The organism is Companilactobacillus sp. y65-5, from assembly GCF_057541095.1.
Genome location: NZ_BAAJOA010000001.1, coordinates 40,976 through 54,901, shown reverse-complemented (window position 1 = coordinate 54,901; position 13,926 = coordinate 40,976). Strand labels below are relative to the sequence as shown.

Below are 13,926 nucleotides of genomic sequence, written 5' to 3'. Positions count from 1 at the left end.
TTAGCAACCACACAATTGAAGGTATCTCTAAATACACGGCTTAACCTCCTATTGATTTATTTCCGTGAAGTGCTCGGACATAAATTTTTTGAATCTTTTTGGTTCAAAGCTCCAATATCTACCATTGTCATTGTCGGAATAGTGAACACATCCACCGAATTCCGTCGATAGAATTTCTTTATATTTAGGAATATAGAACAGCTTTGATTTGAACCAATCAAGTTTGTGATTATATCTAAATTCTAAATCCTTAGTAGTCCACCATTCTCCCTCATCAACTGTATTCTTGAGTTCCTCGTATTCTGAGCGATCAATGATAACTTTATCTTCAGGAATTTCAAAAATTGCTTGAACTTTTATTTTCTGAGCCATCAGGATAACCTCCTATTATTTTTTAAAAACTTGTTAACAAAATATGTTTGTCCCTTTCCGGTAACTTTTGGTGTTCTAGTTACTCTTACCGAGCCATCAGGATTGTTAAATGTACGTTCTTTAATTTCAAATATTTTCAAATCCATCGATCGTTGGGTTGGCATATTCCTATCTGATCGATTACCACCAATGAGGTAGCCGTTTTGCCTTAGCCATTTAAACAATCTGACGGCACCAATATCTACACCGTTTTGACTAATAAGCTTAGCAAGCTCTCCAACTAAAATACTTGTGTCACTAGTCTCGACCGCATCGGCAAATAATACTTTAGGTTTCATTTCTTCAATTCTTTCTTGCTGGTCAGCAGCCAACCTTAACGCTTCAGACATCGACACAGGGATGTGATATCCGCCATTTTTTATTTGATTCTCCATAGAATTAAAGGCTTTTATGTATTCAAGCTTGAATTCCATTGCCTTTGTCCCGGTGAATCCCATAGCCAAAAGAGCGAATCCATCCCTATTCATAAAAAATTCTCTATATTCGCGGTTTCTTGAATTCGTATATGTACTCTCAAAAAACATTTTTTTCACGGTCGAATTTTCGACTGTGAGTTTATCAATCGCTTCTAGAATATGTTGATGATTTTTATTAAATATTTCAGCAATTTGAATACTGCTTGTTACAACTTGCTGATTTTTTAATACTACTAACTCATTCAATTTAATTGCCTCTTCTCTTGTTACCATTTTGGTGCTTCCTTGGCAAAAAAATATCATCCATAGGTTTTTTAAACAACTTTGACAAAGCAAACATTTCATCTGAATCAAACGATGTAATGCCACGTTCTTTATATCCATATGTTTTGATTGTAATACTTAGCATGTCAGCGAGTTGTTGCTGAGAATATCCATTTTCTTTTCTTAATTGTAATAATTTCCACTGCATCTGCTATCTCCTCTCCTGAACGCCTATAATGATAGCACCAAAATGGTAACATGTAAACAAAATGTTCCTTTTCTTGTAAAAAACGTTCCAAAAAGGTGATTTACGTGTTAAGATATCGTCATAGAAAGGAATCGATAATATGAGCTTAAATGAATATATTGGTTTACAGATCAAAAAAAATAGAATTGATCACAATATGACGCAAGATGATCTGGCAGATAAATTACATACCACACGACAAACGATTAGCAGGTATGAAAAAGGTGATAGAAAAACAACACAAGATACATTATTTGAGCTTTCCAAATTATTTAACACTTCTGTTGATTCTTTTTTTCCTAAAAGCGAGAACAAACCTAAGGAAAAAAACAACACTAATTTACTTGCTGCACATATTGACGAAAACGTTACCGATGAACAAATGAAAAAAATAACTGAATACATTGATTTTATTACTAGAAATAATGAGGGTGGTAAAAACGAATAAGTTAGAACGATTCATTGGTACTTACGATGGCGCAATCAAATTTATTTATAAAAACAATATGCCCAACGGACTAGGTGCATTAACTTATGGTAATAATATTTTAATAAATAGCAATACTAGTACCAAAGAACAATTGGAAAATATAGCTGAGGAGATTGGGCATATACGAACTACAGAGGGGAATATTACCGATTATTCCAAAGAAAAAAATGTAAAACAGGAAATACAAGCTAGACGTTTAGGATATACATTAATTGTTGATTTGGATGGACTGATTGCATGCTATAAAGCTGGTATAAGAACACCTTGGGAAATGGCAGATTTTTTTGAAGTTTCGGAAAGCTATATTTGGAAAGCAATCGACACATATAAAATAAAAAAGGGATTATGCTTCACATATAAAGGTTATGAGTTCGACGTAAATAACGGATTCCGTATGAAAGAATTAAAGTATATTTAAGTAGTTATTGCACCAGTCCAAAATCTGATGACAATAAAAGCTGAAAATTTGGGGGTTAAGTATAATGGCTACTAAGGGGAAAAAAGAAACCAAGGGGAAAAAACCTTTCTATAAAAAGACTTGGTTTTGGATAGTAATAGTTTTGGGATTCGCAGCATATGGTCAATCACTTGGGGATGGTAATTCGAAATCTAGTAACGAAAATGAAGTTAAAACTGAGAAGGTCGCTAAAATTGGTACTCCAAAAAATACTAAAAAGAAAAAATCTGAGCCAAAGGAGTCACTGCCACTAGATTTAACTACAGAAAACTATAAAACGGAAATATCAAAAGATAGTAGTCCAAATGTTAAATATGGCAGTGTAAATATTTCAGATGATGAGACTGGTTCAAAGGTTGCTGTGATCAACTTCACCGTAAAAACAGCGATGACTGAAAAAATGGCTGTTCGGGGTATTTTGGTTGTAATGGCGGATTCTTTGAAAACAACAAAAGAGAAATTTGATTATTCTAAAATATCTACTATTGATATTTTTGCCAAATTGCCAATGACTGACGCGGGTGGTAATACTAATGATGAAATAGTTGCTACTGCAAAAATTTCAGGACAAAAATTAAACGAACTAAATGTAAAAAACTTTGATTCAACCAAAATACCAGTTTTTGTTGATGAATATTGGCAAGCTGATTCATTGCCCAGCATCAATTAAGCTTATTAAAGAGTACGTTTGAATTTGTCCAAAATCTGAATGACACTAAAAACTGATTTTATGGGGGATTAAATATATGAAAACCAAAAGTTTAGCTTTAACGGGATTGACTATGCTTTTAGCTTCAACATTAGTAGCATGTTCTTCTAGTCAAACAGAATCAAAATCAGATAATAGTGACAACAAAACTGTAAACGTAAAGAAAAAAGCATCTACTTATTTCAAAAATAATAAACTAGTAACAAAAGATTACGACATTGAAATAACTCAGACCAAAGTTATTCAAGTTGGAGAAACTGGTAATGAATATGGAGAAAAACCAGTTATTGCTTTTTGGTTCAAAATACATAACAAAAAGGCAAAAGATTTAGATCCTAATGGAGCTTGGATTTCGATATTCAAGGCTATCCAAGATAACAATAAAGATTCAGTTAATGAACTTGACGTCGGTATGCTACCAGATGAAAGATTCACAGATAGTCAATCTGAAAAAATCAAAGTCGGTGGCACCGTTGAAATGGCTGTATCTTACGAATTAGACGACACTACTACACCGGTTAAACTAACAGCTCAAAATATGATAACCGGTAAAGACATTGGATCCATGACATTTAAATTAAATTAAAGACAATACAAAAAAGCCATATCCCCTACCGACCAAAGTTGTGGGATATGACTTTAACTAAGATATATACTAAACGGGGCTACTGCGCCCTTTTTAGCTCCTTAAGTATAACATATTGGAGGGAAACATATTATGGCAACAATAGAAAAGCATGGCAAAACTTGGCGTTACAGAGTTAGTTATAAGGATTCTGAGGGAAACTATCAAAGAATATCAAAAACAGGGTTTAATACTAAATCTGAGGCTAAAATAGCCGCTTCTGAAGTAGAAATATCAATTAGTAAAGGCGCCAATCCTATGTTAAGTAATATTACATTAAGTGATTACTATCGACAGTGGGTTGAAATATACAAAACACCCAATGTCGGTAAATCATCTATGAGCCGTTTCAATAATATTGCTAACGTTATTGACAATTATTTTCCAGACAAAAAAATAAAAAATATTTCAAAAATGGATTATCAATCGTTCATGAACGATTATCAACGAGATCGTTCTACAGTCACTTGTAAAAAAACTAATTCGATAATACGTTCTTGTATTCATGATGCTATCGATGATCAAATAATATATTCAGATTTCACACGAAAAGTCACAATTAATGGAACCAGCAGTAGAAAAAAGGCAAAGAAGTATCTATCAATTGAAAACTTTATTAAATTGATAGATTACGCAAATAAAAACAAATCTTTAAATGGAATCACATACTATATTATTTTAACTGGTGCATACACTGGATTAAGATTTGAGGAAATTAGTGGTTTAACTTGGGACTCCATCGACTTTAAAAATAATAAGATAACTGTGGATAAAGTATATGATTATACATACGAAAGAAAAATCGTACCTCGCACCAAGACTGAAAGTTCCAAGCGAACTATTCCAATGCTCCCTGAATTAGCAATAATTTTAAAACAGTTAAAAAAGATACAAACCGAATGGCAACTAAAATCACAGTATAGAGATCCTGAAAATGCTGTATTTCGTCCAACTGACTTAAAAATACCTGGTGATGCCGGATGCATAAAAACACTAAAATACATTCAAAAACAAATTGGATTAGATGATTCAGAAACTATCAGGACTCATGGATTAAGACACACTTTAGCATCATATCTTCTTTCACAAGGTATCCAGATTAAGTATGTGTCTGAACTATTAGGTCATTCTAATACTGCGATTACCATGAGAACCTATGAACATCTCTTAAAAGAGCAAAATGCGGAACAAGAAAATATGACTATCTCAGCGTTGAATGAATTAAGAAAAATACAATCTAATGACTGATATATCAACATTTGCCCCAAAACAGCATAAATTGGGGCAAAAAACACTGTTTTGGGGCAAATGATTTCAAGAATCTAGAATTATTTAGAAGATTTCAAAAATACATTCTTGTATTTAATATCTTTCTAAGCCCGTCATATCAGCTATTACACAATTCTAAGCAAAAAAACAGAACATCCGAAGATGTTCTAAAATTAGGTCTAAAAGGAGAGTACAGGATTTGAACCTGCGCGCCGGTATGAACCGGTTCGCCGGATTTCGAGTCCGGTGCATTACCACTCTGCCAACTCTCCATAAAAGATGGCATGTGAATACAGAATTAATTCTATATTTCATTTCCACCCTATATTATATTATTAATATTGCATCAAAGTAAACATATCATAGCCTTTTATTTTGTCACGACCATGTAAATCAGTCAATTCGATTAAAAAGGCAGTTCCAACAACAATACCACCAAGTTTTTCAACTAATTCGATTGTTGCGGCTAATGTTCCGCCAGTTGCCATTAAATCATCAACTACTAAGACTTTTTGTCCAGGTTTAACGGCATCTTTCTGCATATAAAGTGAGCTTTGTCCGTATTCCAAATCATAAGTTATCGATTCGGTCTCACGAGGCAACTTACCCTTTTTACGAGCTGGGGCGAAACCAACGCCTAGTTTATAGGCTACTGGACACCCAACAATAAATCCACGTGCTTCGGGTCCGGCAATCATTTCAGCACCACGGCTCTTAGCATATTCGACTATCTCATCAGTTGCGGCCGCATATGCCTGACCGTCCAACATTAATGGTGAAATGTCACGAAATAGTACACCTGGTTCTGGAAAATCCGGAACATTAGCAACATATTTCTTAAAATCAATATCCATCTTTTAAATTCTCCATTCAATCTAACAGTGACAATCGTAATCGCTCATCCAAGCTAGAAGACTATCAAAATCAGACTCAATTAATATTTTTTCAACATCATTGCGTTGTAATCTCTTAAGATATGTTGGAGATTCAATCAATTCGCGTTGTTGTGAAGCATTAGCCTTTTCAACAAAGCCATTTACCATTTTAACAAAATCTAACTCAAAAAACACTTTTAAATAGAAATCTATGTCAGATTTTTTGTATCCAAGGTATTTGGCAACTAAATCCATTCCATCCGCCTTGATATTTGGATGACTATATAAATACTTCAAGAAGTTCTTCATCGCATCCATATCAGGCTTCAAGTAGCGACTGGTCAAATCTGTATGTAGATACAACGCTACATGTTTAGTTTGGTTATTCTTAATAAATGTTTTGAACAAGTCCAAATTATGTGGTCGATCATAAATTAAGATATTTTGCCCATCACAAGATTCATTATACATGATTAAGCGAACTTTCGGTTGAGAACGTTTTGCGGCCTCATAGTAGGTCTGATTGAAAAATACAACTGCATCGAACTTATTTAAAATAGCCCCTGAAATTTGTCTGTTCCGATAATCAAAATAAACGTTGTTTAATTGATCAATTTTTAATCCTTCTGCCGAAACTTCAAAGTCATCAAGTGTGATTTGTAAGTTTTTACGTCCTGCCCACTCATTGATACCAATTTGACCATAAACATCACAAACATCAGTATTCATTGACTCTGCTTTAGCAAACATCCCAAAACCAATAGCACCGACTTGACGACCGCCTCCAACAACATTGGCTTTTAAATGCGTTCCATCTTTACCTATTGCCTTAACCTGTGATAGCGAAACATTGCTTAACTTCAATATCGGTTTGGGATTTCCTACACCAAATGGTGCTAGTTGGTTGACTTCTTTGATGAAATCAAAACTCAGATCTTGAAGGTCTGCATCCAAATCAAAGTACTTCGTGATCGAACCATCAGGGCTAAAGTTTTGCTTGTTCGGTTCTTCTTGTAAAAACGGTGATATTTCTTCAAGTCCGTCTTTTGAAATAGAAAAACCACAAGCTTGAGCATGACCTCCAAAACTCGCAAACAATTCATTATGAGCATTTAAGGCGTCAAATAAATTAAAACCCTCAGGACTTCTCCCAGAACCTTTATACAACTGTGACTGCTCGTCAAACTGCATAACTATCGTAGGTTTATGTTCTTGTTCTACCGCACGACTGGCTACGATTCCTAGGATACCTTGATGCCATTTATCACTCTTCAAAATCAAAAAATCAGCATTTTGCTGTTCGGTAATTTGCGTCTCTGCATCTTTAAATGCCGTTGCGACTAATTGTTGTCGCTGAGTATTGATTTCTTCAGTCTCATCGACGATTTCCTTAGCAAATGACTCATCCCCAGTTGTCAACAGTTCGACGCCTGATGAAGCATTAGTTAAACGTCCAAGTGCATTGATCCGAGGCGCAATTTTAAATCCAATATCTTCTTCTGTCATTTGGTTGATCTTTAGCTTGCATTTTTTTATAAGCTCGCTCAAACCCACGTGATTGTTCTTAGACATGCGTTTCAGTCCCTCAGTTACAATGACTCGATTCTCACCTAATAATGGTACAGCATCGGCAATTGTGCCAATGGCGGCTAAATCGATCAAGTCTAGCGCTTCATCACCTAATAATGCGTCGGCAATCTTAAAAGCCACTCCTGCGCCAGACAGGTACGGACAAACGTACTCTGAACCGGGAATAGTTGGATGTACTATCGCATCAGCTTCTGGCAACTCATCTGGTAGATCATGGTGATCAGTAATGACCACTTTTATCCCTTGATCCTTGAGATATTTGATTTGATCCTTACCACTAACTCCATTGTCGACTGTTATTAGCAAATCAATATTTTGATCAGCTAAGAATTTATATACATCTAAATTAGGACCATATCCATCCTTAAAACGATCTGGAATATAAAATATCGGCTTAACTCCCAACTTCTGAAGTGTCAGCTTCATGATCGAAGTGCTCGTCACCCCATCAGCGTCGTAGTCACCATAAATAGCGATTTTGCTACCATTTTCAACTGCTTCATCAATGACTTCTAGCGCCTTATCCATATCATGTAATCCAAACGGATCTTGCAGTTCAGTCACATCTGCATGAATAAATTCTTCAATCTTGTCTTTTGAGGTCAGATCACGTGAAATCAATAGTTCGGCTAAGATCGGACTGACATTATTCTCTTTAGCAAAGCTTGAAATATCTTCTTTAGTGGGATTCTTTCTTTTTTCCCAATTGATTAATACCACTACATCACCTACTAACTAAATCATTATAACAGTCTTGTTAACAAAAAAATAAGCCTGACATAGCCAAGCCTATTTAGAAAATACCGCTAGTGTTGTTTTGTTTGCGGGCATACTACTTACAAGTGAAGCTTGAATAGCCCAGCGATTAGTACCACCATCTGCACAGGTAATAAGTGTGAGAAGTTTTTGTCCTTCCTCATCATCTAATAAATAAACCGCAGTTGGCGGAACTATTTTTTTATAAAAAATCTTATAAGTATATACACGCTTCATATTGGTGATATACGCCAAATCTCCAATTTGGGCATTTTCAAGCGGTGAAAATAACGCTCCCTTAGCGGTCATATAATGCCCAGCTAGTGCGTAATTTTGCTGACCCATTTTTTCATTTTCTTTCATCGTTCCACCACCAGTTGAAAGAGAATCATCACTCAATCCCTTAACAATAGGTAAATATAAATTTACTTCTGGAACCGCCATCTTACCTATGACTGCAGACTCGTTATTTACCGACGCCTTAGCTACTTGAGAAGCGGAGATAGGTTTGACTTTTTTGAAGTCGAACTCCCCTTTTTTACTCTCATTCTTCTCAACCTTTGTGGCAGTCAATGATGATAGATGTTGATTCGAAATACGACTCACCGCATATTCTTTTATAGGCTCATTAAAAATAAGTGCTAATGCGACTACTAAAAGAATTACCGTTCCTAAAATTGTAAAAAACTTCTTCATGGCTTTTCATTCCGTTCAGATAATTTATTTCATACCAATATATTAAAGCATAACACAAAAAAAGTTAAATTTTTAAGTTGGAATTAAGCTAAAAACTTTAGACTACAAAAATACGTTATAATAGACATAATTCAATTTCGGAGGTAATTCTATGAGTATCCTTGTATTAGGTGGAGCGGGCTATATAGGCTCACACACTGTTGATCACTTATGCAACATGAACTACGACGTCGTGGTCGCTGATAATTTAGAGACGGGACATCGTGAGTCAGTTAATAATCAAGCCAAGTTCTATCAAGGTGATGTTCGTGATAAAGAATTTCTAACCAAGTTATTTCAAGCTGAGGACATAACTGACGTTATTCATTTTGCGGCATTTTCAATCGTCCCAGAATCAATGAAGCACCCTCTTAAATATTTCGACAACAACACTTACGGAATGATCGCACTGTTGGAAGTAATGAAGAACTTTGATGTTAAACATATTGTCTTCTCATCAACTGCCGCAACCTACGGTGAACCTAAGCAAATTCCTATTAAAGAAACTGATCCAACTATCCCAACCAATCCATATGGCGAAAGTAAATTAGCCATGGAAAAAATCATGCACTGGTCTGATGTAGCCTATGGTATTAAGTTTGTCGCTCTACGCTACTTCAACGTTGCAGGAGCCAAGTCTGATGGAACTATTGGTGAAGACCACAACCCCGAAACTCATCTAATCCCTGTCGTTCTCCAAACGGCTGCTGGTCAACGTGATAAATTGACAATCTTCGGTGATGATTACGACACTAAAGATGGTACAAATGTCCGTGACTATGTCCACGTTGAAGATTTAGCAGAGGCTCACCGTCTGGCAATGGAATACTTACGTGCCGACAATGACAGCAATATCTTCAATCTAGGCTCTTCGACTGGCTTCTCCAACAAAGAAATTTTAGAAGCCGCACGTGAAGTCACTGGTAAAGAAATACCAGCTGAAATCGGCCCACGTCGCCCTGGTGATCCAAGTACCTTGATTGCCGACTCGACCAAGGCTAGAGAAATATTGAATTGGAAACCTCAATATGACGATGTTCATACCGTCATCAAGGACGCATGGAACTTCAAGTCAAAACATCCGAATGGTTACAAAGACTAATAATTGCTTCAACTTCAATCGCTATGGAAAAATCCATAGCTTTTTTTGTTCACAAATTCCTATTACCACGCTTTTGTAGCTGTAACAGTCCGTAAATGGTAAAATAATATTGCTAATATTAATCTATTTATTTAAATAATAAATTAAGGGGGGCAATCAATGAAAATAACAAAAAACGAAGTGATTCGTTACGGTGTTCTTATAGCTATTTTCTTAGTTCTGCTCGTGTATCCAGGACAAATATTCAGTATCTTCAAATTGATCTATTCGGTTTCACTGCCACTAATCATCGGTGCAGCGTTAGCGTACTGTATCAATCTATTGAGTAGTAAATTGGAAAGCTGGTTTTGGCCAAAGTCAAACAACAAATGGGCCGTAGGACTTCGTCGACCAACCGCGTTGTTGTTAGCACTCTTAATAATCATCGCTATCATAGCCTGGGTCTTACGATTAGTTCTACCACAATTTATTTCAGCCATCAGTAGCTTCTTCTCCAGCCTTCCTGATGTCATAGATAACTTCAACAAGTGGCTAAATAATTCCAACCAAGCCAGTGCGATTGCTTCGCAATTAGAAACAACGAAGGTTGATTGGACATCGATCCAATCCAAGCTGATGAAGGTTGTTTCTGCTGGAATCTCTGGAATTTTTTCCTCATCGATCACAATTTTTGGAAGTTTATCCAAAGGATTGTTTAATTTCATTCTTGCCTTCACCTTCGCGATATACTTAGTTAGTGGTAAGGAAAGAATCGGAAATCGTTTGAGTCGTGTTTTTGATGCTTTTGTACCTGCAAAAATCATGGATAAAACTCGCTATGTCATTCATGTATCGAATCAAACTTTTTCTAGTTTCATTACTGGTCAAGTTACAGAAGCGTTTATCTTGGGTACTCTCTGTGCACTAGGTATGTGGATTTTCCGTTTTCCAAATGCACTTTCGATCGGTGCCTTAGTTGGGATGACTGCCTTGATCCCGATGATTGGTGCATGGATCGGTGGAGCTGTTGGTTTCGTATTGATTGCCGTTACATCCCCACTCCAAGGTGTGCTATTCGTTATTTATATCATCGTGTTACAACAATTAGAAGGTAACTTGATCTACCCACGTGTTGTCGGTGGATCGATCGGTCTTCCCGGGATTTTAGTTCTAGCTGCTATCACAGTCGGAAGTGGTCTAGGTGGAATTATCGGAATGCTACTGAGTGTACCGATCGTAGCAACAATCTATCAGTTGATTCGTAATGCCACATTAAAGAAAGAACAAAATGGTACAAAAAAAGTTGTCGATCAATAAAATCGGGTCTACCATTAGTCAAGTAGACATCGCAAATAATTAAAGTTCTATATGATTTCCTTCACGGCATGATTCCGATATTCTATCGGGGTCATGCCGTTTAGTGTTTCTTGGCGTCGTTCATTATTATACCAGTCGACTGTCGCTTCGATATTCTTCACCATTTCTACTTGTGATAGTGCTTGTTCGAACGCAAAACGTTCAACTTTTAGATGACTCCACAAACTTTCAACGGGGCTATTATCCCCAGGAGTACCGGGTCTAGACATGCTATGTTCGATTCCTTCGCCAGCTAGATATGTATTGTACATTCCGGAAGTGTAGGCAGAACCTTGGTCGGTGTGCAGTAACATGGGTTTGATAGATTTATTATTCTCAACAGCTTGTTTAATCGTATCTGTTACTAGTTGCGCCGTCTCCGTTGGCTCAACACACCAAGCAATGATACTGTGGTCATAGGTGTCCTTGATTGAGCTTAAGCGAAGACTTTTCGCCTTATTTACTCCTTATTTACTCCATAAGTCAGTTCAGAACAATCTGTCATCCAGATCAGGTTAGGGCAAGCTGGATGGAAGTTATGCCCTTTACCAGGTGTATATAGTTTGTTTTCCAAAATATGTTCTTTCTTTTCTGCCTTACGATTGTGTTTGGCTATACGAATAGAGCACTTAATGTTGCCTCGACGCATAAGCCGACGCACTCTCTCTGGGCTGACATGGTAGGGAGTTTCTCTATTGATATACAACGTTAAGCGTTTCACACCGAAGGTATAGTGATTTTTCTGTTCTAACTTGATCATGTACTCTAAAATGGCCTCATTTTCAAGTTGATGAGCTGTGGGCTTGCGGTGAAGCCGCTTGTAATAAGAAGATCGTGAAATGTTAAGAATTCGACAAATAGCACTGATACCATAAGGTTTACCTGCATCAGGGTTCACTTTTTGTGCGAGTTGTTGAACGGTATGATATTTCTTGTTTGATTGGCATTCCTTCCTTCTATTTCCTGAAGTTTTTTTAACACGGCAGCTTCGGTTGAAACATATTCTAGTCGTGCTTGAAGACGTTTGATTTCAAGATTTTTTCTCTCTAATTCAGTGAGATGGCCGTTGTCTTCTTTGGCTTTTCCCCGGCGATCGGCTAGCGCTTCCGCACCGCCACGCCGGAACTTCTTGACCCATGAGTGGGCTTGACCATTTGAAACATTGAAGCGCTCGGTAGCTCCAATATAGTTAAAATTATTGGCAATTATCCATTGTGCAATTTCAATACGTTCATTTTGTGTGGTCTTACGTCCATCCTTCATTGGTCTGTTCCCCTTAGTGTATCTGAATGATTTACCACTATTATACAGGGAAACCCATTGATAGATGACGGCTACGTTGGGAATCTTATATTCACGAGCTAATTGTGGATAAGATGTGTTTCCGGCTAAGTATTTCTGGACCACCTCAAACTTGAACTCCGGAGAGTAGGTTCTATTTTTTTGTCTTGGTTTGAGTCCCTCAGTGCCATAAAGATCAAATCGTTCAATCCATTGTAGGAATTGATCCCTTTTGACCTTGTACTTTTGTTCCACGGCATAGGTGCTCAAGCCTTGATTAGTCACAAAACCAATGTAGAAGAGTTTCTCCTCTACTGTATATCTGGAACCTTTTCGGCCCATACAAAAAACTCCTTCCCAGATAGACAAGCTTTAATTATTTGCTTGTCTACCCAAGAAGGAGTATAGCCCGATCAATAAAATCGGCAACTTTTTTATTTTGACTAAAATTTGGCTTGGTCGGGATCTTGTGCTAAACCAGCAACACCGTGTAAACCATTGATTGTCTTCATATCTTCATTTGAAATCTCAAAATCAAATAATTGTGTGTTTTCCTTGATTCTATCAGCGTGAACTGACTTAGGAAGTGGCAAAAATCCTAATTGTAATGACCAGCGTAATACTAGCTGTGCAACGGACTTGTTATAACGTTTTGCCATTTCTTGTAATTCTGGAACTTCAAAAATCTTACCTGTACCCAGTGGACTATATGCTTCGCTCAAAATGTTGTATTCGTTATTGTAATCAACGACATCCGGTTGTAAATCACTTGGATTAAGGAAAATTTGGTTGACCATTGGTGTCACATTAGCTGTTTGCATCAATTCATTCAAATGTTCCCCACGGAAATTAGATACTCCGATAGCACGTGTCTTACCACTTTCTAGCAGGTCTTCCATGGCACGCCATGTCTCGGCGTTAACTTCTTGCCAGTGATCACGGAACTTGACCGGATTAGGCCAATGAATCAAATACAGGTCAACATAGTCAACGTCTAACTCTTGTAAGGAATGATTCATCGCCTTGATAGTTGCGTCATATCCATGATCTTCGTTCCATAACTTTGTAGTTAGGAATAAGTCATCTCGTTTGATACCAGATGCCTTGATTCCTTCACCGACACTATCCTCATTATCATATGCGGCTGCAGTATCGATGTGACGATATCCAGCTTCGATCGCAGTCTTTACACTCTGCTTAGCAACTTCACCATCAGGTGTCTGCCATGTACCGAAACCTACGATAGGAATCTCCACTCCATTGCTAAGAGTGTATGTATCTTCTAAGCTATTCAAATTTGCCATTGTATACTCCCTCAAAAATTAATTTATATTATTATCATA

The 13,926-nt window shown here is 36.9% G+C and carries 17 protein-coding genes and 1 tRNA gene; 7 read left to right on the top strand and 11 right to left on the bottom strand.

Annotated elements, in window-relative coordinates; all coding sequences use genetic code 11:
* Positions 1 to 48: 48 nt before the first annotated feature.
* From AC27FM_RS00310 to AC27FM_RS00300, 3 genes are read right to left on the bottom strand one after another with little or no spacing between them, the layout of a single operon-like run.
* A complete protein-coding gene (locus tag AC27FM_RS00310) occupies positions 49 to 372 on the bottom strand; it encodes a DUF771 domain-containing protein (protein ID WP_487085108.1) in 324 nt (107 codons plus the stop codon).
* Positions 372 to 1,121 (bottom strand): phage antirepressor KilAC domain-containing protein, encoded by a 750-nt coding sequence (locus AC27FM_RS00305; protein WP_487085106.1) that lies wholly within the window; start codon positions 1,119 to 1,121, stop codon positions 372 to 374. Before AC27FM_RS00305 ends, AC27FM_RS00310 begins: the two co-directional genes overlap by 1 nt.
* Positions 1,096 to 1,320, bottom strand: coding sequence for a helix-turn-helix transcriptional regulator (locus AC27FM_RS00300; RefSeq protein WP_487085104.1), 225 nt, complete (start codon positions 1,318 to 1,320; stop codon positions 1,096 to 1,098). The genes AC27FM_RS00305 and AC27FM_RS00300 overlap by 26 nt, the downstream gene beginning before the upstream one ends.
* A gap of 139 nt (positions 1,321 to 1,459) precedes the next feature.
* On the opposite strand from AC27FM_RS00300, the gene AC27FM_RS00295 reads away from it, so the two are divergent.
* From AC27FM_RS00295 to AC27FM_RS00275, 5 genes are all read left to right on the top strand, one after another.
* Entirely contained in the window at positions 1,460 to 1,807 is a 348-nt protein-coding gene (locus AC27FM_RS00295; protein ID WP_487085102.1) for a helix-turn-helix transcriptional regulator, read from the top strand.
* Positions 1,791 to 2,267, top strand: a complete 477-nt coding sequence (locus AC27FM_RS00290; protein WP_487085100.1) for an ImmA/IrrE family metallo-endopeptidase — start codon at positions 1,791 to 1,793, stop codon at positions 2,265 to 2,267. The genes AC27FM_RS00295 and AC27FM_RS00290 overlap by 17 nt, the downstream gene beginning before the upstream one ends.
* A 64-nt stretch (positions 2,268 to 2,331) precedes the next feature.
* Positions 2,332 to 2,976 carry a hypothetical protein gene (locus tag AC27FM_RS00285; RefSeq protein ID WP_487085098.1) on the top strand — a complete coding sequence of 215 codons (645 nt, stop codon included), beginning with the start codon at positions 2,332 to 2,334 and terminating at the stop codon, positions 2,974 to 2,976.
* Between the two features lie 76 nt (positions 2,977 to 3,052).
* Positions 3,053 to 3,601, top strand: a complete 549-nt coding sequence (locus AC27FM_RS00280; protein WP_487085096.1) for a DUF5067 domain-containing protein — start codon at positions 3,053 to 3,055, stop codon at positions 3,599 to 3,601.
* Positions 3,602 to 3,733: 132 nt separating this feature from the next.
* Positions 3,734 to 4,888, top strand: a complete 1,155-nt coding sequence (locus AC27FM_RS00275) for a site-specific integrase (protein ID WP_487085094.1) — start codon at positions 3,734 to 3,736, stop codon at positions 4,886 to 4,888.
* A 205-nt stretch (positions 4,889 to 5,093) separates the two neighbouring features.
* Here AC27FM_RS00275 and AC27FM_RS00270 read toward each other — a convergent pair.
* From AC27FM_RS00270 to AC27FM_RS00255, 4 genes are all read right to left on the bottom strand, one after another.
* A tRNA-Ser gene (locus AC27FM_RS00270) sits at positions 5,094 to 5,181 on the bottom strand.
* 63 nt (positions 5,182 to 5,244) lie between these two features.
* Positions 5,245 to 5,763, bottom strand: coding sequence for an adenine phosphoribosyltransferase (locus tag AC27FM_RS00265; RefSeq protein WP_487085092.1), 519 nt, complete (start codon positions 5,761 to 5,763; stop codon positions 5,245 to 5,247).
* A gap of 21 nt (positions 5,764 to 5,784) precedes the next feature.
* Positions 5,785 to 8,094, bottom strand: a complete 2,310-nt coding sequence (gene recJ / locus AC27FM_RS00260; protein ID WP_487085091.1) for a single-stranded-DNA-specific exonuclease RecJ — start codon at positions 8,092 to 8,094, stop codon at positions 5,785 to 5,787.
* Positions 8,095 to 8,163: 69 nt separating this feature from the next.
* Positions 8,164 to 8,826, bottom strand: coding sequence for a class A sortase (locus tag AC27FM_RS00255; RefSeq protein WP_487085090.1), 663 nt, complete (start codon positions 8,824 to 8,826; stop codon positions 8,164 to 8,166).
* 151 nt (positions 8,827 to 8,977) lie between these two features.
* Between AC27FM_RS00255 and galE the strand changes: the two genes are divergently transcribed.
* Positions 8,978 to 9,967, top strand: coding sequence for a UDP-glucose 4-epimerase GalE (gene galE / locus AC27FM_RS00250; protein ID WP_487085089.1), 990 nt, complete (start codon positions 8,978 to 8,980; stop codon positions 9,965 to 9,967).
* Between the two features lie 159 nt (positions 9,968 to 10,126).
* Positions 10,127 to 11,263 carry an AI-2E family transporter gene (locus tag AC27FM_RS00245; RefSeq protein ID WP_487085087.1) on the top strand — a complete coding sequence of 379 codons (1,137 nt, stop codon included), beginning with the start codon at positions 10,127 to 10,129 and terminating at the stop codon, positions 11,261 to 11,263.
* Between the two features lie 47 nt (positions 11,264 to 11,310).
* On the opposite strand, the gene AC27FM_RS00240 is transcribed toward AC27FM_RS00245, so the two are convergent.
* From AC27FM_RS00240 to AC27FM_RS00225, 4 genes are all read right to left on the bottom strand, one after another.
* Positions 11,311 to 11,706 (bottom strand): transposase, encoded by a 396-nt coding sequence (locus AC27FM_RS00240; protein WP_487086055.1) that lies wholly within the window; start codon positions 11,704 to 11,706, stop codon positions 11,311 to 11,313.
* A gap of 56 nt (positions 11,707 to 11,762) precedes the next feature.
* Positions 11,763 to 12,062 (bottom strand): IS3 family transposase, encoded by a 300-nt coding sequence (locus AC27FM_RS00235; protein ID WP_487085085.1) that lies wholly within the window; start codon positions 12,060 to 12,062, stop codon positions 11,763 to 11,765.
* Positions 12,063 to 12,196: 134 nt separating this feature from the next.
* Positions 12,197 to 12,925 carry a transposase gene (locus AC27FM_RS00230; protein ID WP_487085083.1) on the bottom strand — a complete coding sequence of 243 codons (729 nt, stop codon included), beginning with the start codon at positions 12,923 to 12,925 and terminating at the stop codon, positions 12,197 to 12,199.
* A 101-nt stretch (positions 12,926 to 13,026) separates the two neighbouring features.
* The gene (locus tag AC27FM_RS00225) at positions 13,027 to 13,887 is read right to left on the bottom strand and encodes an aldo/keto reductase (protein WP_487085081.1); all 861 of its coding nucleotides are present in this window, start codon (positions 13,885 to 13,887) and stop codon (positions 13,027 to 13,029) included.
* Positions 13,888 to 13,926: the final 39 nt, after the last annotated feature.